The sequence below is a fragment of the Streptomyces sp. NBC_01454 genome (genome assembly GCF_036227565.1).
In the GTDB taxonomy this organism is placed as follows: Bacteria; Actinomycetota; Actinomycetes; order Streptomycetales; family Streptomycetaceae; genus Streptomyces.
This window is the reverse complement of record NZ_CP109460.1, coordinates 33,146-59,484: the sequence shown is the minus strand read 5'-3', so window position 1 is coordinate 59,484 and position 26,339 is coordinate 33,146. Positions and strand designations below refer to the sequence as shown.

Here is a 26,339-nt window from a genome sequence, read left to right as displayed (position 1 = left end):
CGGCCTCCGCTGACTGGTCTTCTGTACCCCGGGTAACCCGTCACACGTTCACCGTCCGGTTGCCCGCCCGGTCGGCAGGGGCACGGGACAGCGGACAGCGGACAGAGGCACGGGACAGCGGACAGAGGCACGGGACAGCGGACAGCGGAACGGGACAGCGGAGGAGAGCGGCGTGGCATCAGCGGCCGAGCAGGACATACGCGGCACGCTGCCCGAGGGGCTCGGCGCCGCCATCCGCGATACCGCCGAAGAGATCGCCGCGCTGCTGCGCCGGGACACCGACATGGCGCGTCCGATACCCGGGTCGAAGTGGAACGTCGGGGAGGCGGCAGCGCATCTGGCACAGGCCAACGAGCTGATGGCCGACGTCGCTGCTGGACAGGCCCGCCGCTACGGCGACGGCACGCCACAGAGCCTCGCCGCGGCCAATGAGCGAGCGCTCGCCGAATTCGACGAGCGCGGCGCCGAGCCGCTGGCCGCGATGATCGTGACGCAGGCCGACGCCTACCTGAAGGCGGTGCAGGCAAGCACCCCGGAGGAAACCGTCATCACCCCCCTGGGACCGATGAGCCCGGCCGTACTGGGGTCCTATCTCCTCACGCACATGCTGGGCCACGGTTACGACCTCGCCCGCGCACTGGGCCGGCCACACATGATCAACCGCACCCGTGTCGAGCTGACCCTGCCGTTCATGATCACGGCCATGCCCCGGGTGACCGACACCGCCCGCACCGCCGGGCTGACCGCCCGCTACGCGATCCGCCTGTGGGGTGGTGCCCGATTCGGGGTGACAGTGACCGACGGCGCGGTGTCCGTGGCCGCACAGCCGCCGGCCCGCCCGGACTGCAGCATCGCCACCGAGCCGGTCACCTTCCTCCTCATGGCACTGGGCCGCCGCAACCAGTGGAGCGCCATGGCCCGCGGCCACATCCTCACCTGGGGCCCCAAGCCCTGGCTCGCTCCCCGCTTCCCGGCCCTCTTCACGGCACCCTGAACGCGGCGGGCGCGGCAGACGGCAACCCGCCTGCACGAGACCGCATGCGGTACAGGTTTCGGCCGGAGTCCTGGGGGCGGTTCGCGCCGGCCCCCGCCGACGCGTGACAGGCCCTGGCCGTTCGGGATCAGCCACGCTCCGTCGCGTCACCGCACGAACGTCCCGGGCACCGCGACGACCCTAAGCGCCGGCCGGCCGCAGGGAGGTGAGGCGTGCCATCTCCTCCTCGGAGAGCCGCACCGCGCCGGCCGCCACGTTCTGCGCGAGGTGGTCCGGATCACCGGTCCCCGGGATCGCCAGCACATGCGGCCCCTGCTGCAAGGTCCAGGCCAGCCTGATCTGTGCGACGGACACACCGTGGGCACGGGCAACGGCACACACCGCCTCACTGGCGTCGCCGGCCGGACCCGCCACTCGCCCGGCCCCGGCGATCGCAAAGAACGGGACGAAGGCGAGGCCGAGCTCGCCGCAGGTCCGCAGAAGTGATCGCTCCTCGCTCAACGCACCGATCCCGTAAGGGTTCTGCACGCACACGAGCGGGGCGATGGCCCGAGCCTCGGCCAGCTGCTCGGACGTCACGTGCGAGACGCCGAGGTGGCGGATCAGCCCGGCATCGCGCATTTCGGCCAACGCGCTGAAGTGCTCGCCGATAGAGCCGGCCCGCCGGCTCGTCGGCACGCGCAAGTTCACCACATCCAGGTGATCGCGGCCGAGTTGGCGCAGGTTCTCCTCGACCTGGCCGCGCAACTGCGCCGGCTCGGCCCACCACCACGAACCCGAGGGATCACGGCCCGGCCAGACCTTGGTGGTGAGGACCAGGTCCTCGGGGTACGGCGCCAGGGCCCGGTTGATCAGCTCGTTGGCGGAGCGCGTCGCCGAGAAGTAGAACGCGGCGGTATCGATATGGTTCACGCCGAGCTCGACCGCCCGCCGGAGCACGCCAATCGCCCCCTCACGATCACGCGGCACACCGCCGTCGAAGGGCGCAGTACCCGTCAAGCGCATCGCGCCGAACCCGACACGGTTGACGGTCAGGTCCCCGAGCCGCCAAGTACCCGCGGCTGAAGCTGTGTTCGTCCTCGAGCTCATGACATGCATGACATGGATCTCCTCTTGCAGGCTGGGAACGGGATACCGATGGGCGAGCGCGACGCGCGTTCAGATCGCTCGGAGGGGCGAGCACCTCGAGGTGGTTCCGTCAGCGCCGCGGCAGGCGGCTGGGCCCCGGGCATGAAAAAAGCCTCCCCGGCGGATCGGAATCCGCACCGAGAAGGCTCACGTAATAGCCAGCATTCTAGCAGGGCAGATGGGGCATTCACCGATGGCTGAGGCGTCGGCATCTCCGTACGCACGACACCCGCACCGACCACATCCCGGCGGCTACCGAAAAGCGCACAACAGCGCAGCAGCGCGCGGGGAATGCGCCCAGCGCACACGCTGCCATGCTCCAGCCGAGGGTGATTCGGCAGGAATCGACCTGAGGTAGCTCATGGGTGCGGCCCATACTGGTGACGTTCCGCCGGCTGCCAACCCGTTTCCTGGCAGGCCATGGCTTTCTTGCTCGCAAACGGTCCTGCTCAGCCGGCTCGGAGCAGCGTGTGCGTTCCCACCAGCGAGGAAAAGGAGCTCTTTCATGCGTCGCATCCACTCGTTCGCCGTAGCCGCAGCTGCCCTGGTTGCCGCCTTCGGCGCCGTCCCCACAGCGGACGCGGCCCCCACGTCGTCCAGCAGCGTGGCGGCCTACAACTGCTCCCCCGGATACTTCTGCATCTACAGCGACTGGAACGGTGGGGGAACCCGCTGCCAGTGGTCGCAGTCCAAGAAGGCGAACACCGCCGATGACTGTTCCTTCATCCAGAGGGGACAGAACGTGCGCTCCGTATGGAACCGAACCGGACACCGCGTGCAGTACTACACGCAGACGAACTACCACGGACGCGTCGGGTCCACCCCCGCCAATGCGGGCGGCAACCTGCAGGGCAGCTACCAGATTCGTTCCTTCCAGCCCCAGTAGGGGCGCGCAGGCCGACGTGGCATCGGCGCTCTCGGGCCAGGTGCCGGGGACGCGAGCTGGCGCTGACGCTTGCTGATGCTCCCTTCCGGGCCGACGACAAAGTAGTGGCCCTGTTGCGCCGGGTGAGGGAACACATGCAGCCGGATCGCATGAGCCTTGCGGGAGCTGACCGACGAGGCCGGCTGCCCGCCCTCGATACGGCAGACCGGGCTGCGCGTCTTGGTGGTGATGCGCGGGAGCACGCAGTCCCCGGCTGGACACCCTCGTCCAGCCGGGGAGTTGTGCCTGCGGCGCCGCTGGCCCGGCCGCGCCGTTCACGCAGACGAGGGCATCCTGGTCCCAGCCATGTTCCGGCCCGGCCCTCAGCCGTGGCGGCAGGGACGGTGACCTATCCGGATCCGCCGAGAACGATGGCGCTCCCCGCCTCCTCACGCCACGTCCGGCCAGAAGTGCACCAGATACCGCTCAACGCCCTCCGGCACGCACTCCTGGGCCAGGCGCCGCACCTCTTCCCGCCCGGCGCAGTACACCCGAACCTGCCACGTGCCACCAGCCTCGGAGAGGTGTAGACAGGACTCCATCGGACCACCCGCCACACCCCACAGGGCCAACTCCCCTGAAGGGCAGTGGATGTGGGCCTGACCTACCTCGTCCCAATCGGCTCGGCCATCCTCACCTGGCGGCTGCGCATCCCACACCTCTGATGTAAGCGACGCGGTGTGCGTATGCCCGGCGCTTTCGACATCCAGGCGCCCCTCATGAACGGAGAGGAACCGCCCACGGGTCCGGCCTTCCGGATACCCGAGGGGAACCTGGCTGTCGTCCATCTGTCAATTTTGACCTTCCCACACGCCAGCGGCCACGGCCGCAGGCGGATCGTGCTCCCGTCACTTGCACGCTTAAGGACTACGAGACATCGAGTCGCGGGGCGAGGTGCGCGGATCGGATGCTTGGCATCGTCGCCACGAGTTCCAGCAGGAACAGCGTGTGGAACGGGTGGCCCCCTGTGCTTCAGCCGAGGTCCGGTGTGGTCAGGTGCTGGCGGTGAGTTCCTCGATGCGGGAGGCGAAGTCGGCTTCGGGGAGTGGCAGGTCAACGTCGTCGACGAATCCGAGAGCGTCGGGGACGTAGGCGATGACGGCGTTGGCTGCCGCGGAGACGCCGGCGTTCTCCTTGCGCAGGACATCCAGGATCCGTAGGGCGGCCACCAGATCACTGCAGTCGGCGAATTCCGGGGTGGCAGGGTCGTGGACTTCGAGTCCGGCCTGGTCACGCCAGAGTTTGGCTTCGTGCCGCTCTCCGAGGGCCATGTGGTGCAGATACAGGCAGCAGGCGGCCGCGAGGTCTCCGGCGCCGCCGGCGAACTGCCACCAGAACTGTGCGCTGTCGAAGCGGTGGGCCAGCCGCAGCACGCATCCCAGGACGCGGGCTGCTTCAGGCTCGAGGATGCGGCGGGACAAGAACGTGCTGAGCTTGTGCAGGTCCCGGGCGACGACGGTCTCGCACAGGGTGTTCAGGTGCCGGGTATGGGCCCGGTGGGGAAGACCGGCGCGCTCCGCGGCCCGGGCCGCGGCGGTACGGGCGGGCTCCATCTGGTCGTCGAAGGACAGCGCACCCTGCCACATACGTTCGTTGATGCGTGCGGTCAGTCGAGCCTCGGCCGCCGGCATCCCGGTGTAGGGACGCCGGGTCAGCCGGGCCTTGGCCAGCGCGCGGTCAAGTTCGTTCGATGTACTCATAGTTCCTCCTTCTCCAGGCCCAGGGCGCGCTGCAGCCGGTGCCGGGCGTAGCGGGTGGTCGACCGGACTCCCGCGGGGGTGACGCCGAGGATGTCGGCGGTCTCCTGGGTGCTGTAGCCCAGGCAGTACTGCAGGACGATCACATCGTGCTGCCGCTCCGGCAGGGCCTGGATCGCCGTGTAGATGTGCAGGCTCTCCGACAACTCGCCGATCGGGTCGACCGCGTCGCGCAGCGCCGCGGTCTCGAAGGCCGCCTCGTCCACCACAGTGGGGCGGCGGCCCCGTGCACGGGCATGGTCGATGGTGCGGTGCTTGACCACCACCCACGCGTACGCGTTGGGGTTCTCCTGCTCCAGCACTTCCGTCCACCTGAGGTAGAGCTGCTCGAAAGCCTCGTCCACGGCTTCCTCCGCGTCGGCGAGGTTGGCGAGATAGAGCTCGGACCAGTCGATGTAGACCCCCCGGAAAAGCTCGTGGAAGGCCCGGAAATCAGCGGGCAGCTCGGTCACCGGGAGCGCTCTGAGACGGCGGTAGCGGGTCACTGCTCACCTCCCTGGCCTTGACGGCGGACCCGCAGCTCGGACAGGCCCATCAGGACGCCGGCAGCAGCGGCGCGGCGCAGTACGGCCAGAGCGTCCCTGCCGAAGACACGCGCGGCCACTGCGGCCGTAAGCAGGTCGCCAATGAGATGAAGCTTCACGGACTCGGGAATCCCCTCCGGTGTGAGAGAGGCGCCACCCCCTACGCCTCAGAGGAACCTTGTTGTCCCTCTGCCCCTATAGCGTTCGCCGGCCCGGGATCGTGCAACGGGGAACCGGAAAATCTTATGAACGCCCTGCCTTTGCGCGCCTCTCCTCGCTCCTCCGAGCGGGACAGACCGGTTGCCTGGGTTCCTGGTCCGGGAGGTAGGACGATCGTTCGGCCGGCGTGAGGTCTCGGTGGAGTGCGCCGCAGATCTCGCTGATCGCAGGGGCCGGCTGGGGCAGCCGACGAAACCCGGGCCATCCCCGCCACCCGCCGGCAAGTCCCCCTCCCCGCCGCTGGGCACCTCGGCGTCCAGCACGCCGAGGTCTTGTGTCCGCTTCATGACCGAGGGGTGCGCGGTGGCGTCGGTGCGGGGAATGTTGGAGGAGCGGGAGGTGGCTGTCCGCGTGCGGGTGGAGGGCTTGCGTGAGGAAGTCCCGTGGTTGGCTGAGGTGTTGGAGGCCGCGGAGATCGAGTGGGACCGGCGGGTGATCGCGCGCGAGGAACTGGTCGAGGAACTGGTCGAGGCCCTGGCAGGCTCTGCTGGCGAGTCCACTGCCGTGACCACGGCCGAGGCAGAGGAGGAGGCGGCGCCGGCGTTCGCGCCGGTATCGGGCTCGACGGTTCCGCCGTGGCGGGAAGGGCTGCCCGTTACGGTTCTGGCACCGGACTATCAGCGGATTCTGGGCGTGCTGGAACAGCAGCGATCCACCCGGGGGGGGGAGGGCCGCTTCGAGCCAAGGAGATCGCGGTGGAGCTGGGTCTTGGGGCGACGTCGGCGAAGGTCGAGGGGCTGCGGTCGAAAGCCCGGCGCCTGGCGGAGCGCGGGTGGGCCCTCCTGGAGGCGTCGGGGGCATTCAGTGCAGGCCGGCGGTCCGTGGCCGTGCCGGACGCCGGCTCATCCGTGTGACCATCGACCACCGGATCATCGCCTCGCTGGTGGCGGGCAGGGTCTCGTAGTCCCGGCCCGGACTGCGGGAGTTCACCAGCCACGCGAACGTGCGCTCTGCCACCCACCGCCTCGGCAGGACCACGAACCCGGCCATGCCGTCGGTGCGCTTGACGATCTCCAAGGTCAGAGCGAGCTTGTCCCGGCACCAGCCGGCGAGGGAGCCGGCGTAGCCGCCGTCGGCCCAGACGAGGGTGATGTCGCGGTGCAGGCGGCGCAGCCTCGTCAGCAGGCCCGCCGCGGCGTCGCGGTCGCCGATGTTCGCGGCGGTGACCGCGACGACCAGGAGCAGGCCGGGGCAGTCGGTCACGATGTGCCATTTGCGGCCCGGCACCTTCTTGCCGCCGTCGTCACCGCGTGAGGCGGCCGGCACCGTCGCGGCGGCCCGCACGACTGCGCGTCGATGATCCCGCCGTGGGTTCGGCCTCGCGGCCCTCACGCTCACGCACCCGACCGCGCAGCCGGTCGTGGAACTCGGTGATCATCCCGTGCTCGCGCCAGCGGCGGAAGAATGCGTAAACCCGACCCCAGGCGGGGAAGTTCGCCGGCATCGCCCGCCGCGAGACCCACCCGCGACCAGGTAGCGGATCGCGTCCAGCATCTGGCGGTGGCAAGAGCCCTCGGGCTGCTCACCCCGTCCCTGAAGCCGGCCGGCACCGGCAGCAACGGCCGGACCGCCGCCCACTCCGCATCCGTCATGTCCGACGGATACCGGCGCACCCGGTCCGGATGATCGGCCGCATTGCTGTACACATGCGCGAAGCAATCGCACGACACGGCAGGCAAGTTGAACTCGGTTGGCTCGGGCGCGTACAAGAACGACAACAGGGCCTCCGGGAATCGCTCGGATGGGGATCGCACCCCCGAGCTACCAGGAGGCCCTGTCGTCATGCGCGCACCACAGGAAGATCACCCGACCAGGAACCCCGTTCGACCCACACGTTCCAAGGTCGATTGAGATACGGCTTGTCACACTACGAGTGAACGGCCCGGTCCGGAGCAGTGGAACCCGGCGTCCACTCGAGACGACACCCGCGCCCTCGGTCTGCCCGACCCCGGGCATCGGCAATAAAGGGCCGTCAACTCCGTCAACAGCCCGTCAAGGGCGAGCTGACGCAGTGCGAATCCGTGGTTCCCGTCGGCCGAGATCCCGCGGGGCTTCGGCCAGAGCGGTCATCCGTTCACCACTTCCCCGGCGGAGGGAGGAAGGGTTCCGATCGCTGCACACCTTTCCCAACCCGCCCGTGCGGCCCTTCTCATGTCACGGGCCGCCTCCAGCCACACTCTTGCTCCGCAGGCCGCTACTGCTGGTGCCACCTTTCATAGGCGGCGAAGGCGTTGCAGGCAGTTGTCTGCGGCTGGGTGCCGTCGGCCACGCTGCTGGTCGTCATGCACAGTCCGTCGGACACGTTCTGCCACACCTTGAACAGGCCCCCGGTCCCCTGGTAGAAGATTCGCCACTTCTGTCTGTCGGGGAGGAGGCTGCACTCGTCCATCCAGAGACCCGGATGTAGGGCGGCCGGCCCGCTGATGCACCGTCCGGTGTTCTGATTGACGAAGCGGTACATGCTGCCCGGGAGGAACTCCGCGAGCCACTTCTGTTCAGGCCCACCAGTGCACTTCCACATCTGAAGCTTCGCGGCGTTCTCGGTGGCATTGTCGAGGCAGCGGCTCGAGTTCCAGATACTGATCGAGCTGAATCCCGCGGCCTGCGCCGGCGCGCCGGCCAGAGCCATGACCGGCATCGTCAGCGCGGCGGTGACGAGCGCGAGCAGAGCGCGTCGTTTGGACATGGGTCAACTCCACTTTCCACTTGGAGATGAACAAGGTCTTGCGCGCTGCCGGTCAGCAGCACGCAACCATCCCGGTTGCTGTGTCCGGGGCGACCCCACGCACGGACGGCGCGGAACCGAAATTCCCGGCTCACAAGCCCTTTAGCGGAACGTCCAGTTCGGATTGGTCCAGCCGCTGCACGCCCACAACTGCACCTTCGCCTCGTTCGCCGGGATCGTGTCGGTGTCCCTGTCCAGACACTCACCACGGTCGACGTGGGTCTTCGTGATCCGATTTACCTGATGGGCACGGCGTCCTTGAGGTGACTGTCCACCGTCGGGATCTGTGGCGCCGGAGTCACAACGACGACGCGGGGTATGACCGTGCCGCCGTGTGCCGTTCCGGCGGTCGCCGGAGTTGCCGCAGCCGCGAACTCCCTCGATCACGCATTGATGTTCCCCCAGCCCCGGAGCAACCCGGGTCACACTCCGCCACCCAGCGCGGCAGAACAGGCAGCAGAGTAGACCTCACACCAGCGTATTGGCACGGACCCGTACAAAAGAGGCCGAAAGTTACCGTCCCGACCTCGTCCCCGGAACAGCTGGGCACCGGCCCTCACCAGCGCTCGTGCGCAAAGAGCAGGTAGACGTCTGAGGGGTGCGGGCACTAGACGAGGGCGCGATAGGTGAGGTCCTGGGGCACGGAGCGGGCGGCGGCCGCTGTCGATGACCGCTCCGTGGCCGTCCTCGCGATCGGATCGTCCAGTGGGTCACGTCGTGGCAGGCATCGGCGGTGGCAGGCAGCGGGTATGCCTGGGCTGCGCGGAGCCGGGCGGCGACGATCGGGCCGGCCGAGGTGCGCACCGGGTTCGGCAGCTGTCGGCCGGTAATGACATGGGCGCAGCTGCTCGGCGCTCCAACCGGTGTCCAACATCACGGTCGCCACGTGCCCTGATCCTCAGTGCAGGACCGGTCAGCAGCAGTCAGGACGGCTCGCCCCGATCGCCAGCAGCAGCCGGATGCCCGCGTGCGTCTCGTCTGCCGGAGGCGTCGGCGCGGTGTGGCGTCTGTCCTTGGATTCGGGCAGGCCCCGCCAGCCGGGCGCCCCCGTCGTGACGCGGAAGCGGCAGGTGTGATCATTTCCGGAAGGGACCGGGTGATTGGCCCCTTTGATTCGAGAACGGCGGGGGAGACGAGAGATGTCCAGGACGAAAGTCGACAGCACCCAGCGGGTGGACACGCCTCCACCGAGGGCTGCCCGGAACCGGCTGGTGGGTGTGCTGTTGATCATCACGTCCCTGGCGGCCGCGCTGGTCTGCTCTCTCGTTTTCACGACCTGGCTGCCCGGCGATCAGGCGCGGTACCGGGAGTACCAGGCGGCCGACGCGTGCCCCGGGCGCGCGGTGGTCCCCAGGTCGGAAGACTGCCTGCGCAAGGTCGACTTCACCGTCGAGAGCACCGATGACCGCATCAAGCACCTGAGTGCGACTCTGCTCGGCCCGGAGCCCTTCCCGAGGATGCATGTGTCGTTCGGCGACCCGGGGCCCGTGCTGAGCGAGCTTCAGCACGGGAAGAAGGTCACCGGCACCATGTGGCGCGGGGACGTCGTGGCGATCGCGCGGGGGGACGTCGGCCAGGCGTCCTCCGACGCTCCTCGCGACGAGATCCAGGCGCCCGCCGCCGCGGGAACGTGCGCGGGACTGCTGGCGGCGTTGGCGCTGATGTTCGGTGTGGTGCGTCTGACGAGGCCACGCGACCCCGGATTCTTCACCTGGCGCCCGTACGGCAAGTGGCTCGTCATGGTCACGGGAGGTAGCTGCGCGCTCGTGGGTCTGGTCAGCGTCTGGGCGGGTTTCCCGTGGCCGACCGTGCCCGCGGTCTGCGGGGCGGTCGTGGCGGTGACGGCGTTCTTCCTCCACCGCGATCTGCGGCTCGGACGGGTGGGGCAGGGGGCAGGACGCACACCACGGTCGGTATCACCGCGGAGCTGATCCGGGAAGTTCTGCGTGAGCAGCACCCCGACCTGGCCGCTCACCACCCGGCTGGGCGCACACCGGTGGGACCGCGGCAACGCGATCGCGCGATGTTCAAGGGCGGCGGGCGAGCAGATACCTCGAGGTAGGGAGGGATGCCCCGTCTTGTGTCCGCTTGCTGGCCGAGGGGTGCGCGGTGGCGTCGGTGCTGAGAATGCTGGAGGGGCGGGACGCAGCTGCCCGTGTGCGGGTGGAGGGGCTGCGGGAGGAAGTCGCGCGGCTGGCTGAGGTGTTGGAGGCCGCCGAGACCGAGCTGGACCGGCGGGTGATCGCGCGGGAGGAGCTGGTCGAGGCCCTGGCCGTCTCCGCGACCGAGTCCACTGCCGTGACCGGCAACGGCCGGACCGCCGCCCACTCCGCATCGGAACGAGGTGGAGCGGACGATCAACGGCCTCAAGAACTTCGGGGCCGTGACGACGAGGTTCGACAAGAGCGCCTACGTCTTCCACGGCACCGTCACCGTCACCGTTGTCTCGATCCGGCTATGGCTCCGGTCGTCGCGACCCACCGGAAAGACCTAGTAGTACCCCTTCGCCCCGTCGAGCAGCTCCCTCACGATATCCGCGTGCCCCGCATGCCGTCCGGTCTCCTCAACGAGGTGGATGAGCATCCAGCGGAGGTTGGCGTTGCCGGAGCGGTAGTCGGGGTGGCGGCCGACGTCGTCCAGGGAGGCCGCGGCCACGATCTCGTTGCTGCGGGCGCACTGGGCCTCGTACTCCGTGAGCAGCTGCTTCAACGGAACCCCCTCGGTGCGCCAGCTGGCGTCCTCGTCCGTCTCGTCAAAGGATGGGTTCTGAGTCTTGTCACCGCCCAGGAACAGCACCTCCAGCCAGGTGTGCTCGGTCCACCGCATATGGCTGAGGAGTCCGGCCATCGTCATCGCCGGCGAGGTCGGGATGACGGAGCGGTGCGCGTCCGCCTCGCTCAGGCCATCGCACTTCCATCTCAGGATCTGCTGCTGCAGATCCAGCCAGCCGGTGAGTGCGGTGCGCTCATCGGCCTGAAAGGGGGGACGCTCAAGTGAAGGTGCCATGCCTGCGGACATTAGGGCGTCCTGTCTCCGACTGTCGCCTGGTTTTCGGCTGGACACGGTATGGGCTCCCGCTCCACGGCCAAGCCGGCGACGACCTGTCCGTTGTCGTCCAACTCAGTCGTCGTGTCATCGAATGCCGAGGCGGTCCAGACCGCAATGCCCTGGGCCCGGTCGCGCGGCGTGTGGGTGCCGGCGGCCACCATGACGAGCGTGGTGGGGAACAGCGCCGCGGCGCCGAGGCCGCCGAGGAGCTGGCCTGCCCACAGCTGCGCGACACCCCCGGCGGTCGCCGCCACCACCTCGCCGGCGGCGAGCAGGCCCGCGCCGCCGATCAGCAGTCGTTTGCGGCCGAAGAGGTCGCCCAGCAGGCCGAAGGCCAGCTCCAGTACCGTCACGGGCAGCAGGAAGGCGTCGGAGATCCAGGTGAGTTGGGAGCCGACGGGGTGCAGGCTCTCCTGGAAGAGTCCGTTCAGGGTCGCGGGCATGGCCAGCGCGATCTGGGCGAGACACACCGCCAGGCAACTCGTGATCAGTGTGGCCTCAGGGCTGGGCCGGGCGTGCCTGCGCTGGTCCTCAGCGGCCTCGGTTCCGGTGCTGGTCACGATGTCACTCGCTTCCACGCGTCGCCGCCCGCCCGGCCGGCCTGCCGTTCCGGTCCATGAGCACGGCCCGCACCGCATTCAGCCGCCCGACGGTCCGCAAGGGCGCAGGCCACCTGTCCGGCCGGCGTCGCCGTGCTGATCAGCACGGCGCGGCGCGCTGCCGCACTCCGTCCCCCGGTCGCCGCGGATACGGCCGCCACCTCCGGCCCCACGCGCTGGCACAACTCCCACCGGCTACCGGTGTACAGCTCGAACGACATCCCACACAGCGCCTTCCGACCGCCCAGAACTCTGTGGCCCGGGTACCGGTGGCGGCGCTGCTCATCACCGGGCGTCGATGTCGTCGGGAATATCCTGCTCCGTCCAGATGATCTTGCCGGCCGTCGTGTAACGGGTGCCCCATCGCCGGGCGAGCTGGGCCACGATCAGCAGGCCGCGTCCTCCCTCGTCGGTGGTCCGGGCATGGCGCAGGCGCGGCGAAGTGCTGCTGGCATCGGAGATCTCGCAGATCAGGCCGCGATCCCGGATCAGGCGCAGACTTACCGGTCCGGTCGCATGGCGGATGGCGTTGGTGACCAGCTCGCTGACGATGAGCTCCGTGGTGAACGTCAGATCGTCCATGCCCCACTCCGCCAACTGCCGGCCGGCGAGGGCGCGGGCGTTCGCCACGGCCGCCGGTTCGCTGGGCAGGTTCCACGACACGACCCGGTCCGGAGCCAGGAGGCGGGTCCGGGCGAGGAGCAGGGCCGCGTCGTCGGACGGCGGACCCGTCAGCAGGGCGTCGACTGCACCCAGGCCGACCTCCTCCAGCGTCTGCCCGGGCACCACGAGGGCGTCGCCCAGTCGGGAGAGACCGACGTCGAGATCCCGGTCGAAGGTCTCGATGAGGCCGTCGGTGTAGAGGGCGATGAGGCTGCCTTCGGTCAACTCCAGTTCGACGGACTCGAAGGGGAGGTATCCGAGGCCGAGTGGCGGTCCGGCGGGCAGATCGAGGACGTCGGCGGTGCCGTCGGGGCCGACGATCACGGGTGGGAGGTGGCCGGCCCGGGCCAGCGTGAACCGTCTGCTGACCGGGTCGTACACCGCGTACAGACAGGTGGCACCCAGGAACGCGGCACCCGCGGTCTCGTCCTCGGCCTCCGCCGGACCCATGAGGCCGATGACCAGGTCGTCCAGATGAGCCAGCAGTTCGTCCGGGGGGAGGTCCAGATTGGCGAGCGTGCGTACCGCGGTGCGCAGACGCCCCATGGTCGCCGCCGCGTTGATGCCGTGTCCGACGACGTCCCCGACTACCAGTGCGACCCGGGTGCCGGAGAGCGGAATCACGTCGAACCAGTCGCCGCCCACACCGCTGGGGGCGTCCGCCGGGAGATACCACGACGCCACCTCCAGTGCGGACCCTCCCGTGAGGTCCTGCGGCAGCAGGTAACGCTGCATGGAGCGGGCCGCTGTGCGCTCGCGAGTGAAGCGGCGCGCGTTGTCGACGCACAGCGCCGCGCGGGAGACGAGTTCCTCGGCGAGTCGCACATCGTCGTCCTCGAAGGGCCCCCGACGCCGGGAGCGGGCGAACGTCGCCACGCCAAGGGTGACGCCGCGCGCCCGCACCGGAACCACCATCAGCGAGCGGATGTCGAACTTGGCGATGGAGGCGCCCAGTGACTGGTCTTCGGTCACCCAGGCGCTGGTGGAGCGGTCCAGGATCCGTTCCACGAGACTCCTGCTTTCCCGCAGGCAGCGGGTCACGGGCGACGAGGGAGCACGCCGGACCGCTTCGCCCACGGCCAGCGTCGACTCCGGGCAGCCCGCACGCACCGACTGCTGCCCCGCTCGGCGGATGACGGGCGTGATACCGACCGGTCCGGGGGCCGGCTCCTCGCCCCTCATCACCGAGTCCAGCAGGTCCACGGCGACGAACTCGGCGACGAACGGTACGGCCTCGTCGGCCAGTTCCTGCGCGGTCCGCGTCACCTCCAGTGTGCTGCCGATACGGGCACCGGCGTCGTTCAGCAGCGCCAGGCGTTCCTGAGCCCGCCAGCGCTCGGTGGCGTCGATGGCCATGTACCAGATGCCCACGTACCGGCCCTGACGGTCCTTCATGGCGAAGAAGGAGGCGGAGAACGCGCGCGTGCGGTCGGGATCGGTGTAGCTGGGGCCGCGGATCTCGTAGTCCAGCACCGGGTCCCCCGTCTCGAGAACCCTGCGCATCAGCTCCTCGAAGGCTTCCGCCTCCGACCTCGGCAGCACTTCCCCCACCTGCCGCCCCAGTCGTTGTTCGAGGGGGATCAGGCGGTCCAGTTGCTCGTTCACCCAGACGTAGCGCAGATCTGTGTCCAGGACGGCCATGCCGACCGGTGCGTGGGTGAGGAACGGCGTGAGCATCAGCTGGCTCACCCCGCCTCCCGGCATCCGCCAGAAAGCCCGTTTCGGGGGCCGGCCGACGAACCTGCCGAAGACCAGTGCGGCCACCGTGGCTACCAGTACACCCGGGACCATTTCGTAGATACCCGACTCAAGTGGCCCGAGCAGTGGATTGATCTTCTTCCAGAGAAGCACCGTGGTCGCACCCGACACGATCCCGGCCATGGCCCCCGCCCAGGTCATCCGCGGCCAGTACAGCGAGAGGAGGACGACCGGCCCGAAGGCGGCCCCGAAGCCCGCCCAGGCGTAGGCGACAATGCCCAGGAGGCCGCCACCGTTGAGCGCGATGACGACGGCCACGAGGATTACCGCGACGATGGCGCCGCGACCGACCCACATCAGCGCCCGGTCCGAGGCACGCCGGTTGAGGAACGCGCGGTAGAAGTCCTCGGTGAGCGCGACGGACGAGACGAGAAGCTGGCTGTCCGCGGTTGACATGATCGCGGCCAGTACGGCGATCAGCATCACCCCGGCGATCCAGGGATTGAGCAGGAGGCGGCTCAGGACGATGTACACCGTCTCGGGGTTGTGGAGCGGCGTGCCGAGCCGCCCGATTCCCGCGAGGCCGACGAGCGTGGCGCCGGCGAGTACGACGATGACCCACCCCGTTCCGATACGGCGGGCCGCGGGGATGGCGCGGGTACTGCGGATGCCCATGAAGCGGGCCAGGATGTGCGGCTGGCCGAAGTAGCCGAGCCCCCAGGCGAGCAGCGAAATGATCGCGACGGCGCCGAGCGACCCGCCGGCCGACCACTTCCCGTCGGCATAGCTGACCTCTGCCCCCATGTCCAGCAGGCCCGGCGCCTTCTTGTCGAGGGCATCGCCCAGTTCCCGGAAGCCTCCCAGGGCCCCGATACCGGTCAAGGGGACCACGAGCAGGGCGAGGAGCATCAGCGTCGCCTGCATCACGTGCGTCAGGCTCACGGCGAGGAAGCCGCCCAGGCCCGAGTAGATGACTATCACCAGGGCCATCAGGGTCACCCCGAGCCCGAAACGGATGCCGAAGACATGCTCGAACAGCAACCCGCCGGCCACCAGACCACTGGCGACGTAGACGGTGAAAAACACGAGGGTGACCGCCGCCGAGACCATCCTGAGCATCCGGGTGCGGTCCTCGAACCGCTCCTCCAGGTAGGCCGACAGGCTCACGGCGTTCTTGGCGCGCTCGGTGTAGGTCCGCAGCCTCGGCGCGACGAACCGCCAGTTGAGGTAGGTGCCGACCGCCAGGCCGATGGCGATCCAGCTGGCGCCGATCCCGGCCGCGTAGACCGCTCCGGGAAACGCGAGAAACAGCCAGCCGGACATGTCGCTGGCGCCTGCGGACAGGGCGGCGACCACCGCGCTGAGCCTGCGGCCCCCCAGGGCGAAGTCGGTGAAGGTGTGAGTGCGGGTATATGCCCAGACACCTACTCCGATCATGGCGACCGCATACACGAGGAACGTGGTCACGATCGGCGCACTCAAATTGAACATATTCTCCTCGCCCGCGAGGTTCATGAGCACCGGGCGCGACCAGAGGCGCGCCTGGGAGCCCGGTCTACCCTGGCGGGTAAATGTACCGATTTGATCCGCCATGCGGTGGCCGCCACCTCGGCGCCGGTGTCGAACGGCCTATCCGTAACACAGCCGCGCGCAACACCGCACAAGGTGCAGCTCTCGCTGCACCGGCGCAACGAGCTCGCCGAACCGCCCGCCTGAGCCCTTCCCCCTCCGGCCTGCTGTCCGGGAAGTGGGGCATGGGTGAGAGCCACCGCCGACAGCGGCAACGTTGCGTGAGAGGCTGGCCGACACGGCACCGAGTGACGTCGACGATCGGGCCACCTCGCTCCCGGCCGGCGTCCGCCCGCCGCTCTGCGCGGGCTCAGGGGGTGGCAGGGCGAGCACTCCTCGGGCAGCCGTCAGTACCGTCGACTCAACCGCGGCGGCGACCGGCAGGCCAACGCCCCCCTGCACCGGATCGTGCAGACCCGGCTGCGCTTCGACCCGCGCACACGTGACTACTACGAGCGCCGCATCAAGGATGGCTCACCTCCACTCGCGGGGAGAGCACTGTTCCTTACCCTCACCCTCCCCGAAGGGCTACGCAGCCGGTTCACCTCCGCCTGTGGGGAGAGCCCCCTTCGCGACCTGCGGCGTCAGAAGCGCATCGCGCACGAGAACGGAACGGATCCGCATGCTCGTGATGCTCGTTCACAGATCTGGGTGCTTCGTCGCGACGTGGTAGTACCCCGAGTGGAACACCAGAGGGGCACCGCCGTCGGCCTCGTACTCTTCGACCTCGCCGAGGAAGATGATGTGGTCGCCGGCGTCGAGGCGTTGGACGGTGCGGCATTGGAAGCGGGCGACCGCGCCGTCCAGGAGGGGGGTGCCGGCGATACCGGCGGTGGTGGGGGTACCGCGGAATTTGTCGTCGGCCGGGGTGGCGAACTGGCGGGAGAGGTGGTGCTGGTCGGCGGCCAGTACGTGGACGGCGAAGTGCGAGGCGTCGGTGAAGTCCGGGAGACTCGGGCTGTTTTTGCCGGGGCACCACAGGACGAGGGGCGGCTCCAACGAGACGGAGGCGAAGGAGTTCGCGGTCATGCCGACGTTGCGGCCGTCTGGGGCGCGGGCCGTCACCACGGTCACGCCGGTGGCGTACTGGCCCAGTGCGCGGCGCAGCTCGCGGCCGTCGAAGCGGGCGGCGTGCTGGGCGCGCTTCTCGGCGAGGAAGCGGTGTGCTTCTGCCTCCTCGAACCACCAGCGGTAGAGGGTGCGCGGGTCGTCGAATCCGGCGGCGAGGGCGCCGGCGACCGAGGGGATCTCGGCCGCCGCGGTCAGGAGGTCGCGGTGGTGGGGGCTCAGGTCGGTCAGGAGGGAGTTGGTCCAGCCGACGGCCCATTGAGCCCAGCCGCGCCAGAAGTTGTCGAAGGTGCGCTGCATCCACTGCGGGGTGAATTCGGCGGTGCCGTGGCGGAGGATGCTGTCGAGGTAGTGGGTCGCGGCCTGGGCCGCGTTGTTCGAACCCTGGCCGGTGATCGGATCGTTGAGGACGACGGCGTCGGCCATGCCGAGGACGTGCCTGCCGGAGGCCAGGCGGGCGACGGGGTGCCGGACGGTCGGCGTGATCCTGCCGCGCAACACCCCGCCGTTGTCGGTGAGCCGGGCGTGCCGGCAGCGCTCGTATTCGTCGGGGAAGAACCGGTGGAGGATTTCCAGTGAGCGGGTGAGGTGGCCTTCAGGCGTGCGGACGTCTTCCCAGCAGTCCATCGGGCCGCCGGGGACGCCTTCGAAGACCATGATGTCGCAGGGGCCGGTGGTGGTGAGGGCCGGGAAGGAGAAGTATGCGCCGACGCCGGGGACCAGGCGGTAGTGGACGGCGTCCTCCCCCTCCCGCGGTGCCGTTCCCGTGACGTACGTGAGGGCCAGCGCACGGCGCGGCCGGTCGTACGGGGAGAGTTCGGAGTTGCGCGGGAAGAGTTGGCTCAGCTCGCCCTTGCCCGTGGAGACTACGACGAGATCGTGCGTTCGGGCGTACCATTCGAGGTCGTTGACGCCCGCCTCGTGCAGCACGATCTCGCCGCGGCCGCCGTCCGCGAACTGCTCGATCCAGGCCGCACACTTGACCCGCTGGTCGACGGAGTGGGCAGGGCCCTCCAGTGGCGCGCGCCAGGAGACGTCCGGAGTACCGTGCGGACCGATGAGAGAGAGCGCGATGCCGGAGATGTCCGGGGCCTGGTCCTCCCAGTGGTGCAGGCCGAGTTCGCGCTCACTCTGCAGCGCGGTGTCGAACATGCACTGGCTGGACATGACCGGGCCGCGACGTATCTCGTCGGGGTCGCGGTCGGTGACCAAGGTGACGTCATAGCCGTGCGCCTGAAGTCCCAGAGCGAGTTGGGCACCCGCCTGCCCGGCTCCAACCACCGCGATCCTTCTCATGCCCTGCTGTCCTGTTCCTGTTCTCGTACGTCAGATCGCTGACATGGTGTCAGTTTGCTGTGCCCAGCTCCCGACGATCAGTCAGGCGCCCGCCTCCGTCAGGTAGTTCCTCGCGGCGACCGGGTCCAGGAACCAGTGGTGCACATCGCGCGGGTCGTCGAAGCCGTTGACGAAGCGGGCGGAGATACGGGAGTTGGCGCTCGCCGCGCCGAAGATCTCCAGGACGTGCTGCGGCGGGGCGCCGAGCATCGCGTTGGTCCAGGCCGTGGCGGATTGCGCGTTGTCCCAGAAGCGGCCGAAGGCCAGCTCCATGAACGCGGCGTCGTACGGGCGCTCGCCGTGGTCCAGGATGGTGGCGAGGTAGGAGGCCGCGCACTTCGAGGCGTTGTTGGACCCCTGGCCGGTGATCGGGTCGTTGAGGACGACGACGTCGGCGAGGCCGAGTACCTGCGCGCCAGAGGGCAGCGTGGCGACAGGCTTGCGGACGGTCGGCGCGAAGCGGCCCGCGAGGGTGCCGTTCCCGTCGGTGAGCGTGACATCGGTGCAGCGCTCGGCCTCCCACGGAATGTACGTCCGCAGCAGTTCCTGGAACTTCGCCAGCTGCTGGTGGGGGGTGAGCCCGTCGAAGCAGTCGAGCGGGCCACCCGGGATGCCCTCGAAGAACATGATGTCGCAGGGGCCGCTGGTGGTGAGGCTGGGCATGGTGAAGTACTCACCCACACCGGGGATGACGTTGAAGCTGACGCCGGGGCGGTCGGGCAGCGCTGCCATGCCGGTGACGTACGCCAGGGCCAGCGCGCGCTGGGGCGCGTCGTACGGGGAACGCATGGCGTCCCGCTCGAACAGCCCGGCGATCGCACCCTTGCCGGCCGCGACGATCACCAGGTCGGACTCGGCGGCGTAGCGCTCCAGGTCCTCGATGCCGGCCTCGCAGAGCTCCAGACGGCCGCCGCGGCGCGCGAACTCGCCCATCCAAAGTGGCATTTTGACGCGCTGGTCGATGGAGCGGGCGGTGGCCTCGAGGCGGGCGTCGAAGGAGAGCGCCCGGCCGCCCTGGCCGTCGGCGATGCACACGCCGAGACCGTCGATCGACGGGCAGGCGTTGCCCCAGAAGTCGAGGCCGAGGTTGCGCTCGTGGGCCAGTGCGGTCCCGAACATGGCCTGGCTGGACATGACCCGGCCCTCGCGGATCTGGTCTCCGGTGCGGTTGGACACGAGGGTGACGTCAAAACCGTGGTCGATCAGGCCGATGCCGAGCTGAAGACCGGCCTGGCCGGCTCCGACGATGGTGATCTTGCGCATGAGGGGGATCTCCGGGGGTTGGGCGTGCGGTTTGTGAGCGGTGCCGTGCGGTGCCGTGCAGTGCCGTGCACTGTGCGGCGTTTCGGCACGTGGCGGCGTCAACGAGTGGGCGGCGGTGGTGTGGAATGCGGCTGCCCGCCGGAGGGGGGTTGGCGGGCAGCCGCGGGAGGCCGGGGCACCCGTAGGGCCGGGGGATGGACCCCGGGTAACCCGGCCGGCTAGAGGGGCCCGGCCGAATCGGCGGGCCGGGGCAGCAGCGGCAAGGGTGCCGCGACGTGCGGGGGTACGGCCTTGGCGGCCCTCGCCGCGCCGGTCGCGCGTCATACGCGCAGCGCGCATGCGACGGGCTGTCCGCTGGGCGTGACTCCGCCTCTGACGAGCGCAGTCCGGCCCGGCACTCCCTGCATTGTTGATTCCCAGGATTCTCTCGGGGCCGCGGCGGTCGGGGATCAATCTTGGTATGGCAAGATCACCTCCGCTATCCGGATCACGCGGGTTGCTGTCCCGATCGCGCATCTCGGCGGTGGAGGTTCACATGCCCGCTGAAGAGTCCCCCCTCGCAAATCACCAGCGGTTCCATACAACGGACATCTGGGAGGCGCGGGCCGAGGTCGGCCGCGCCTTCTGTCCGCATGAGCTGCGCATCGTGCGGCGCTCGGCGACACTCGACGCCCGGCTGCACGGCGCACCCTTCGATCGGACAGGTCTCTATTACCTCGATTACGGCACGGAAGTCCGGATCACGCCGGGCGATCTGGAGAGCTTTTTCCTTGTCCAGATCCCGCTCGCCGGTTACGCCGAAATCACCTGCGGCCGCGAGGAGATCATTTCCTCCCCAGAACTCGCTTCTGTCCCCTCTCCGACCGGAAAGTTGGACATGCGCTGGGGTGACGGCAATCCGCAGCTGATCGTGTGGTTCGACCGATCCTCACTGGAATCGCACCTGGGCAGTTTGCTCGGCCGCGCCGTGCGCCGCCCGATCTTCTTCTCGCTCGGCATGAACCTCACCACACCGGGCTCCCGATCCTGGCTCAACATCGTCGACCTCATGCGCCGGGAGGCGGAGGGGCCTGGTGGCATGACGAGCCAGCCCGTCGTGACAAAACAGCTTGAATCACTCCTCATGACCCAGCTGTTGATGGCCCAGCCCAACAACTACACGTCGGCGCTGCTCGGCGAGCAGCCGCGCGTCGCACCGCCCGCGGTCCGCCGCGCCATGGAGGTCATCGAGGGACATGCCGACGAGCCGCTCACGGTCGCGGAGATCGCGGAATGCGTCGGCGTCGGCGTACGGGCCCTTCAGGACGGCTTCCGCCGGCATCTCGACACGACACCGCTCGCGTACCTGCGCGAGGTCCGCCTGGATCGCGTACGCAAGGAACTCCTGGCCTCCGACCCGAGTGCCGCGACCGTCACCGCCGTCGCCTCTCGCTGGGGCTTCCTGCACCCGGGCCGTTTCTCACTCTCGTACCGCGAACAGTTCGGGGAGTCGCCTTCGGAGACGTTGCGGGCATAGGAGGAATTCGGAATCCGGGTGCCGGGCGAACGCCGGCTCCCTTTCGTGCCGGGGCGAACGTGCCGACCTGGTGGTCTGGCACGGCGTCAAGTTGAGAAATTCCCAGTGCGCTTGGGGTTGCGCGCTGCTGAGCCATTTCCCCCAGTTCTGCAGTGCTGGTCTGGGTAGAAGGCTGGGATGACTCGCCCTGAACTGACCGATGCGGAATGGAAATTGACAGGCCGTACCTGCCGATCGGGCGGTACGGCCCCTGTTGTCTACGTGCCGTCGCCGGTCCCGCGGTAGATGCCGTATTCGTCTGCGCGGAGAGCACACACCGATCAGGATGGGGTGGAGCCTGCCAAGCGGCCCACCTCCGCCTGCGCGGAGGGCACCCTTCGCCACCTGCCGCGTGTCCTTCGCTCCACGCCGGTGTCGAGGCGTCGCCGCCGGTGATCCATTCCCCGCTCATGAGCCTCTCCCTTCCGAAACGAGCGGGGGGGGCCGGCAGAGCCACCCTCCCCGAATTGCCGTGCGGTCGCGGTCACTCGAACCACATGGCGCCGCTGTTGCCGCCGTCTTTGTTCGGCTGCCGGCCGAGGGTCGCGCCCTCCACGGAGAAGTTGTCGGTGAGCGTGATGGCCGGAGTGGCGCCTGCGGCGGCGGGCTTGTCCGCCCCGATAATGACCACCGGCCGGCGGCCCGGCTGGCGGCCCTTCGGCACCCTCATCACATCGCGAACGGCCGTGGCTCAGAAGGTCCGAAGCTGGGACCTTCCTGGCATCGGGCCCTGCCCTCGTTTTAGTGGTCATAGGCGGTCAGTGCGCGCATGACCGGCTGGCCGCGCATGAGGCTAGCTCCCCTCATCAGGCCCCTTGGATCGATCATCTAGGCTGGCGCGGTGACTGATGAGCAGGAGCGGGTGCAGCCGTCGGGAGTGTGGGCCACGGCGGTGGGAGTGGCCAGGGTGCGGGCGCTGGAGACCGAGCGGGAGAACGCGCTGTTCCGCGACCCACTGGCACAGGCCTTCGCCACCGCCGGTGGCCTGTGGCCCTCCTCGCCGCCGCTGCCCGATGACGAGGCCGCGCGACGCCGCCGGCTGGCCGTGTCGTTCTCCATCGTCATCAGGACGAAGTTCCTCGACGACCTGTTGCAGCAGGCCTCCGCGTCCGGAGTCCGGCAGGTCGTGCTGCTCGGCGCCGGCATGGACAGCCGGGCCTTCCGGATGGACTGGCCCGAGGGCACCCGGCTGTTCGAGGTCGACACCGCCGCGCCACTGGACTTCAAGGCTTCGGTGCTGCGCCAGGAGCGGGCCGTCGCAGGCTGCGAGCGGATCGCTGTCGCGGTGGATCTGCGTGAGGACTGGCCAGGCGCGCTGGCCGCCGCAGGGCACGACCCGGCGGTGCCGACCGTGTGGATCGCCGAAGGACTGCTGATCTATCTGCCCGAGGACGCGGTGGAACTGCTGCTGGCCCGGATCAGCGCGCAGTCGGCGGCAGGCAGTCGGATGGGGCTGACATTGGGCTCGCGCGGTGTGATCGAGCGCTTCGGCGCGGACGCCGTGCCGGGATCGGCGGCATCCATGTGGGTCTCGGAGATGCCCGACGACCCGGTGGGCTGGCTGGCCGGGCACGGCTGGGAGGCCAGCTGCCACACCCTGCGCGAGCGTGCTGCCGCCTACGGCCGCCCGATCAGCACCCCGCCGCAACGTGAGGAGCGGCCCGGCGGACTGATCTCGGCGGTCCGCCGGTAGAGCGCCTCCCGGTTCCCTAGATGATCGATTTCAAGTGGCCTGATGAGTGGAGCCAGGTTCATGCGCGGCCGGCCAGTCATGCGCGCCTGACCGCCTACGGCCAGTGAAGTCCGCCCGAAAACCGCCTGGCTGGACGGTGGTGTGGTCGGCAGCCCTTCGCCGTGAACGAAGTGCTGCCGCAGTTGAACGAACTGCTGTTTTCCCCGCTCGAGGGCGTGTTGGTGGAATCGGTCGAGGTGATCGACACGGGTCGTCCGGATCGAGGCCCGTACGACCGCGGGACGGGCGGCCTGTCCGGGGTGCGGGTGCTGGTCGGGGCGAATTCACGGCTCCCGCCTGCGTCTTCCTCGTGATCTGCCGACGGCGGGCAAGTTCGTCGTGGTGTCGTCGCGGGTGCGGCGGTTCGTCTGCGATGAGGAATCCTGCGAGCGCATGACCTTCGCCGAGCAAGTACCCGGTCTCACGCGCAGGTTCGGGCGACGGGCCGAGCGGCTGCGGTCGACGCCGGTGTCGGTCGGTCTTGCGCTCGCGGGCCGGGCCGACGCCCGGATGAACGTCCGCGCAGGAGCGGTATTCGTCAACGGCAGACTGGTCGGGCGCCCCGGCGAGGTGGCGGCGTGATGCGGCGAGCAGACTCCTGCCGTGACGTGGCCGTCGAGCCGGCTGCCTGTCAGGTTCGCCCTCCTTCACGGTCAGCGGCTCCATCTCTCGCTTCGTCCCCTGCTCAGCTCCACGTTCCGGGCCACATTGCGTGGCAGTTCGTCCTCTCTTACGGCGTGCCCGGGTTGGGCTGCGCATTGGTCTGTCCGGGTGAAGTCGAGTCAAGGGTGTGGTGTCGTATTGGTTATTTCGGGTTAATGGTGGTGACCGTTTTCCGGTGGGTTGCCCATCTCTCCGGGGAGAGAGGCAACCCCTGTGGTGCGCGGATGCGTGGCACGGCTCGGTGTGTCCTTCCTCTGTCCCGGTGTGCAAGCGGTGATCCGGTTCGCGTATACCGGCGTCGTGCGACGCGGGCCCCGGTGGGATTTCTTGGGCGACCCTCTCAACTGAGAGAGGTTTGTCATGGAACCGACTACGAGTTGGTTGGCAGCTCCGGCGGTAGCCGGCGGGGTTCGGCCGGTTGTACCGGCCGGTGGATCTGAGGTGGCCGCGGTACGGGGGCTTGCGCCCACGCTGTTCAGTGCGGCGTTCTCCACGGTGACGATCCCGGCGGGCACGAGCCCGCTGGCGGTGGCCGTGGCGCCGAACGGCAACGTCTACGTCGGCAACGCCAATTCGAACAATGTGACGGTGATCAGCAGCGTCACGAACACCGTCCTGGCCACGGTCCCCGCCGGCTCAGGCCCGGCCATGATTGCGGTGGCGCCGAACGGCAACGTCTACGTCACCAATCAGAGCTCGAACAACGTGACGGTGATCAGCAGCGCCACGAACACGGTCCTGGCCACCGTCCCCGTCGGCGGGGGCCCGTTCGCATTGGCGGTGGCGCCGAACGGCAACGTCTACGTCGCCAACAGCACTTCGAACAACGTGACGGTGATCAACAGCACCACGAACGCCGTCGTGGCCACCGTCCCCGTCGGCGCGGTCCCGGACGCGGTGGCGGTGGCGCAGAACGGCAACGTCTACGTCGCCAACCGGAACGCTGGCACCGCGACGGTGATCAGCAGCGCCACGAACACCGTCATTACCACCCTCCCCACCGGTGGGTTCCCGGGCGCGGCGGCGGTGGCGCAGAACGGCAACGTCTACATCGCCAACCAGACCTCGAACAACGTGACGGTGATCGACAGCGCCACCAACACTGTCGTGGCCACCGTCCCCGCCGGCACGGTCCCGGGGGTGATCGCGATCGCGCCGAACGGCAACGTCTACGTCACCAACACCGTTTCCAACAACGTGACGGTGATCAGCAGCACCACGAACACCGTCCTGGCCACCGTCCCCACCGGCGGGGGCCCGTTCGGGGTGGCGGTGGCGCCGACCGGCAACGTCTACGTCGGCAACAGCAGTTCCAACAATGTGACGGTGATCAGCAGCGCCACGAACACGGTCCTGGCCACCGTCCCCGTCGGCGCGTTCCCGTTCTCGGTGGCGGCGGCACCGAACAGCAACGTCTACGTCACCAACGCCAATTCGGCCAGCGTGACGGAGATTTCGCCGTTGACGGTGACGACCTCGCCTGCGGCGCCGGTGTGCGGGCAACCGGTGACGTTCAGCATTTCCGGGGGGACTCCGAACGGGACAGCGGTGGTGGACTTCGGGGACAGCAGCCCCACGGTCACCGTCCCCCTGGACGCCACCGGGAGCGGGCAGACCACCCACACCTACACCGCCGGTACGTTCACCGCGACCGTGAACGGCAATCCCACCCCCGTCACCGTGAACTCCAACCCCACCACGACGACGCTGTCGGTGACGCCGAACCCCTCCACCTGCGGTCAGAGCGTGACGGTATGCGCCACCATCACCCCGGCGCCGGCCACCACCACGGTGCCGACCGGCACGGTCACCTTCACCCTCCCCAACGGCCAAACCCAGGTGGTCCCCGTCAACGCATCGGGGCAGGCATGCTTCACCACCACCGCCCTGACCACCGGCACCCTCACCGCCGCCTACGGCGGTGACAGCTGCTTCACCGGCTCCAACGCCAGCACCCCCGTCACCGTGAACCGCACCCCCACCACGCTGACCGCGCAGCCAGGCACGATCCGGCTCCGGCTGACCCCGCTGCCCGAGTTCTACATCCCCACCCTCAGCGCCACCCTGAGGACCACCTCGGGGATGCCGGTGGCCGGTCAGCCGGTGACCTTCACCGCCACCACGCTCTTCGGCCCGGTCAACCTCGGCACCGCCGTCACCGACGCCAACGGCACCGCCACCATCCACAACGCCATCGTCCCCGTCTTCGCCATCGCCACCCCCTTCTACACCGCCACCTTCCCCGGCAATGCCTGCTACACCGCCGCCACCGCCCACGGCATCCTGCTGTTCATCCCCCTCCCGGGCTGATCTCACCGGCGCCGAAAACCCACGTCACCTGGCCTGCTGCGACGGGAGGAACACGCCGTGACCCAACTGGACGAGCTGGCCGACCAGTCGAGGGGTTGGGCGGCAGGCCTGGATTCCAGAGGCGGGGCTCCGGCCGTGAGGGCGGCTCCAGCATCGGCACGGATCCAGCAGACCACGGTGCAGGAAGGTCGGCAGAACAAGCCGACTCCACCCTCACGAGCTGCGCTTGGTCGGTGCCCCAGCGACGGTGATGACAGCAACGACGGCACACATCGGCTGCCAAACGTCCACTCTGACAGCACAGCCTTGAAGAGCGGGAGGTCATGCGTAGGAACTCTCCCGACCCTACTGATCCACAGGTATTGACAATTGCTCCCGCCCGGCTGACGAGCCCGTGCACGGTAGGCGGTGAGACGGCGAGCCTCCGAGTGATCGCAAGTCGTGGGGCCTGGGTATACCGATTGATGTACCCGCGCGCTGGTCTCTGGCTCGTGAGAAATCGGACCTGGACGTCCGGCTTGTCCTTCGTCGATCGCCATCGCGGAGTGTGCTGCTGCCGGGCTG

Annotated in this window: 23 protein-coding genes and 1 pseudogene; 11 read left to right on the top strand and 13 right to left on the bottom strand. The window is 69.1% G+C overall.

The annotated features are described in order from the left end of the window. The first annotated feature begins 172 nt into the window (after window positions 1-172). Window positions 173-994, top strand: a complete 822-nt coding sequence (locus OIU81_RS00300) for a maleylpyruvate isomerase family mycothiol-dependent enzyme (RefSeq protein WP_329141836.1) — start codon at window positions 173-175, stop codon at window positions 992-994. Window positions 995-1,174: 180 nt separating this feature from the next. Here OIU81_RS00300 and OIU81_RS00295 read toward each other — a convergent pair whose 3' ends face one another. After that, window positions 1,175-2,083, bottom strand: a complete 909-nt coding sequence (locus tag OIU81_RS00295) for an aldo/keto reductase (RefSeq protein ID WP_329154763.1) — start codon at window positions 2,081-2,083, stop codon at window positions 1,175-1,177. A gap of 544 nt (window positions 2,084-2,627) precedes the next feature. Here OIU81_RS00295 and OIU81_RS00290 point away from each other — a divergent pair. Further along, window positions 2,628-3,008, top strand: coding sequence for a peptidase inhibitor family I36 protein (locus OIU81_RS00290; RefSeq protein ID WP_329141834.1), 381 nt, complete (start codon window positions 2,628-2,630; stop codon window positions 3,006-3,008). A gap of 428 nt (window positions 3,009-3,436) precedes the next feature. On the opposite strand, the gene OIU81_RS00285 is transcribed toward OIU81_RS00290, so the two are convergent. The 5 genes from OIU81_RS00285 to OIU81_RS00260 all read right to left on the bottom strand — a co-directional run bounded on the left by OIU81_RS00285 (window position 3,437) and on the right by OIU81_RS00260 (window position 6,831). Then, window positions 3,437-3,835 (bottom strand): hypothetical protein, encoded by a 399-nt coding sequence (locus OIU81_RS00285; protein WP_329141832.1) that lies wholly within the window; start codon window positions 3,833-3,835, stop codon window positions 3,437-3,439. Window positions 3,836-4,039: 204 nt separating this feature from the next. After that, window positions 4,040-4,747, bottom strand: a complete 708-nt coding sequence (locus OIU81_RS00280; RefSeq protein ID WP_329141830.1) for a hypothetical protein — start codon at window positions 4,745-4,747, stop codon at window positions 4,040-4,042. Beyond that, the gene (locus OIU81_RS00275) at window positions 4,744-5,289 is read right to left on the bottom strand and encodes an RNA polymerase sigma factor (protein WP_329141828.1); all 546 of its coding nucleotides are present in this window, start codon (window positions 5,287-5,289) and stop codon (window positions 4,744-4,746) included. The genes OIU81_RS00280 and OIU81_RS00275 overlap by 4 nt, the downstream gene beginning before the upstream one ends. Next, window positions 5,286-5,447, bottom strand: coding sequence for a hypothetical protein (locus tag OIU81_RS00270; RefSeq protein ID WP_329141826.1), 162 nt, complete (start codon window positions 5,445-5,447; stop codon window positions 5,286-5,288). Before OIU81_RS00270 ends, OIU81_RS00275 begins: the two co-directional genes overlap by 4 nt. Window positions 5,448-6,348: 901 nt before the next feature. After that, complete coding sequence (locus tag OIU81_RS00260) at window positions 6,349-6,831, bottom strand: transposase (protein WP_329141825.1); 483 nt, start codon at window positions 6,829-6,831, stop codon at window positions 6,349-6,351. A gap of 216 nt (window positions 6,832-7,047) precedes the next feature. On the opposite strand from OIU81_RS00260, the gene OIU81_RS00255 reads away from it, so the two are divergent. Then, the gene (locus tag OIU81_RS00255) at window positions 7,048-7,173 is read left to right on the top strand and encodes a hypothetical protein (protein ID WP_329141823.1); all 126 of its coding nucleotides are present in this window, start codon (window positions 7,048-7,050) and stop codon (window positions 7,171-7,173) included. Between the two features lie 568 nt (window positions 7,174-7,741). Here the strand turns inward: OIU81_RS00255 and OIU81_RS00250 are convergent. Beyond that, window positions 7,742-8,233 carry an RICIN domain-containing protein gene (locus OIU81_RS00250; protein WP_329141821.1) on the bottom strand — a complete coding sequence of 164 codons (492 nt, stop codon included), beginning with the start codon at window positions 8,231-8,233 and terminating at the stop codon, window positions 7,742-7,744. Between the two features lie 1,178 nt (window positions 8,234-9,411). Between OIU81_RS00250 and OIU81_RS00245 the strand changes: the two genes are divergently transcribed. Next, on the top strand, window positions 9,412-10,203 hold the full coding sequence (locus tag OIU81_RS00245) for a hypothetical protein (protein ID WP_329141819.1): 792 nt from the start codon (window positions 9,412-9,414) through the stop codon (window positions 10,201-10,203). Window positions 10,204-10,616: 413 nt separating this feature from the next. Beyond that, window positions 10,617-10,766 (top strand): hypothetical protein, encoded by a 150-nt coding sequence (locus tag OIU81_RS00240; protein WP_329141817.1) that lies wholly within the window; start codon window positions 10,617-10,619, stop codon window positions 10,764-10,766. On the opposite strand, the gene OIU81_RS00235 is transcribed toward OIU81_RS00240, so the two are convergent. The 3 genes from OIU81_RS00235 to putP all read right to left on the bottom strand — a co-directional run bounded on the left by OIU81_RS00235 (window position 10,763) and on the right by putP (window position 15,771). Next, window positions 10,763-11,278 (bottom strand): DinB family protein, encoded by a 516-nt coding sequence (locus OIU81_RS00235; protein ID WP_329141815.1) that lies wholly within the window; start codon window positions 11,276-11,278, stop codon window positions 10,763-10,765. The two genes, OIU81_RS00240 and OIU81_RS00235, sit on opposite strands and share 4 nt — an antisense overlap. Before the next feature lie 11 nt (window positions 11,279-11,289). Continuing rightward, complete coding sequence (locus OIU81_RS00230; RefSeq protein ID WP_329141813.1) at window positions 11,290-11,880, bottom strand: MFS transporter; 591 nt, start codon at window positions 11,878-11,880, stop codon at window positions 11,290-11,292. Window positions 11,881-12,204: 324 nt separating this feature from the next. Beyond that, window positions 12,205-15,771 (bottom strand): sodium/proline symporter PutP, encoded by a 3,567-nt coding sequence (gene putP, locus OIU81_RS00225; RefSeq protein ID WP_329141811.1) that lies wholly within the window; start codon window positions 15,769-15,771, stop codon window positions 12,205-12,207. A gap of 405 nt (window positions 15,772-16,176) precedes the next feature. On the opposite strand from putP, the pseudogene OIU81_RS00220 reads away from it, so the two are divergent. Then, window positions 16,177-16,323, top strand: a pseudogene (locus OIU81_RS00220) (transposase); the annotation flags it as partial. Between the two features lie 165 nt (window positions 16,324-16,488). Here OIU81_RS00220 and OIU81_RS00215 read toward each other — a convergent pair. Together OIU81_RS00215 and OIU81_RS00210 are read right to left on the bottom strand one after the other, a co-directional pair. Beyond that, window positions 16,489-18,213, bottom strand: a complete 1,725-nt coding sequence (locus tag OIU81_RS00215) for a styrene monooxygenase/indole monooxygenase family protein (RefSeq protein WP_329141809.1) — start codon at window positions 18,211-18,213, stop codon at window positions 16,489-16,491. Window positions 18,214-18,294: 81 nt separating this feature from the next. Next, window positions 18,295-19,515, bottom strand: a complete 1,221-nt coding sequence (locus tag OIU81_RS00210; RefSeq protein WP_329141807.1) for a styrene monooxygenase/indole monooxygenase family protein — start codon at window positions 19,513-19,515, stop codon at window positions 18,295-18,297. Between the two features lie 535 nt (window positions 19,516-20,050). Here OIU81_RS00210 and OIU81_RS00205 point away from each other — a divergent pair. Beyond that, a complete protein-coding gene (locus OIU81_RS00205) occupies window positions 20,051-21,031 on the top strand; it encodes an AraC family transcriptional regulator (RefSeq protein ID WP_329141805.1) in 981 nt (326 codons plus the stop codon). A 523-nt stretch (window positions 21,032-21,554) separates the two neighbouring features. Here OIU81_RS00205 and OIU81_RS00200 read toward each other — a convergent pair. Further along, on the bottom strand, window positions 21,555-21,734 hold the full coding sequence (locus OIU81_RS00200) for a hypothetical protein (protein WP_329141803.1): 180 nt from the start codon (window positions 21,732-21,734) through the stop codon (window positions 21,555-21,557). Between the two features lie 213 nt (window positions 21,735-21,947). Between OIU81_RS00200 and OIU81_RS00195 the strand changes: the two genes are divergently transcribed. From OIU81_RS00195 to OIU81_RS00180, 4 genes are all read left to right on the top strand, one after another. After that, on the top strand, window positions 21,948-22,763 hold the full coding sequence (locus OIU81_RS00195; RefSeq protein WP_329154762.1) for a class I SAM-dependent methyltransferase: 816 nt from the start codon (window positions 21,948-21,950) through the stop codon (window positions 22,761-22,763). Window positions 22,764-22,924: 161 nt separating this feature from the next. Beyond that, on the top strand, window positions 22,925-23,116 hold the full coding sequence (locus tag OIU81_RS00190) for a hypothetical protein (protein WP_329141801.1): 192 nt from the start codon (window positions 22,925-22,927) through the stop codon (window positions 23,114-23,116). After that, a complete protein-coding gene (locus tag OIU81_RS42195) occupies window positions 23,085-23,384 on the top strand; it encodes a hypothetical protein (protein ID WP_443074106.1) in 300 nt (99 codons plus the stop codon). Before OIU81_RS00190 ends, OIU81_RS42195 begins: the two co-directional genes overlap by 32 nt. A gap of 522 nt (window positions 23,385-23,906) precedes the next feature. Next, a complete protein-coding gene (locus OIU81_RS00180; RefSeq protein WP_329141797.1) occupies window positions 23,907-25,775 on the top strand; it encodes a virginiamycin B lyase family protein in 1,869 nt (622 codons plus the stop codon). The last annotated feature ends 564 nt before the right edge of the window (window positions 25,776-26,339 follow it).

Bases quoted from the DNA above. Each gene is read 5' to 3' on its own strand.
- OIU81_RS00285 (WP_329141832.1), bottom strand. From the start codon at position 3,835: ATGGACGACAGCCAGGTTCCCCTCGGGTATCCGGAAGGCCGGACCCGT.
- OIU81_RS00250 (WP_329141821.1), bottom strand. From the start codon at position 8,233: ATGTCCAAACGACGCGCTCTGCTCGCGCTCGTCACCGCCGCGCTGACG.
- OIU81_RS00215 (WP_329141809.1), bottom strand. From the start codon at position 18,213: ATGAGAAGGATCGCGGTGGTTGGAGCCGGGCAGGCGGGTGCCCAACTC.
- OIU81_RS00210 (WP_329141807.1), bottom strand. From the start codon at position 19,515: ATGCGCAAGATCACCATCGTCGGAGCCGGCCAGGCCGGTCTTCAGCTC.
- OIU81_RS00295 (WP_329154763.1), bottom strand. From the start codon at position 2,083: ATGAGCTCGAGGACGAACACAGCTTCAGCCGCGGGTACTTGGCGGCTC.
- OIU81_RS00245 (WP_329141819.1), top strand. From the start codon at position 9,412: ATGTCCAGGACGAAAGTCGACAGCACCCAGCGGGTGGACACGCCTCCA.
- OIU81_RS00205 (WP_329141805.1), top strand. From the start codon at position 20,051: ATGCCCGCTGAAGAGTCCCCCCTCGCAAATCACCAGCGGTTCCATACA.
- OIU81_RS00290 (WP_329141834.1), top strand. From the start codon at position 2,628: ATGCGTCGCATCCACTCGTTCGCCGTAGCCGCAGCTGCCCTGGTTGCC.
- OIU81_RS00280 (WP_329141830.1), bottom strand. From the start codon at position 4,747: ATGAGTACATCGAACGAACTTGACCGCGCGCTGGCCAAGGCCCGGCTG.
- putP (WP_329141811.1), bottom strand. From the start codon at position 15,771: ATGTTCAATTTGAGTGCGCCGATCGTGACCACGTTCCTCGTGTATGCG.
- OIU81_RS00235 (WP_329141815.1), bottom strand. From the start codon at position 11,278: ATGGCACCTTCACTTGAGCGTCCCCCCTTTCAGGCCGATGAGCGCACC.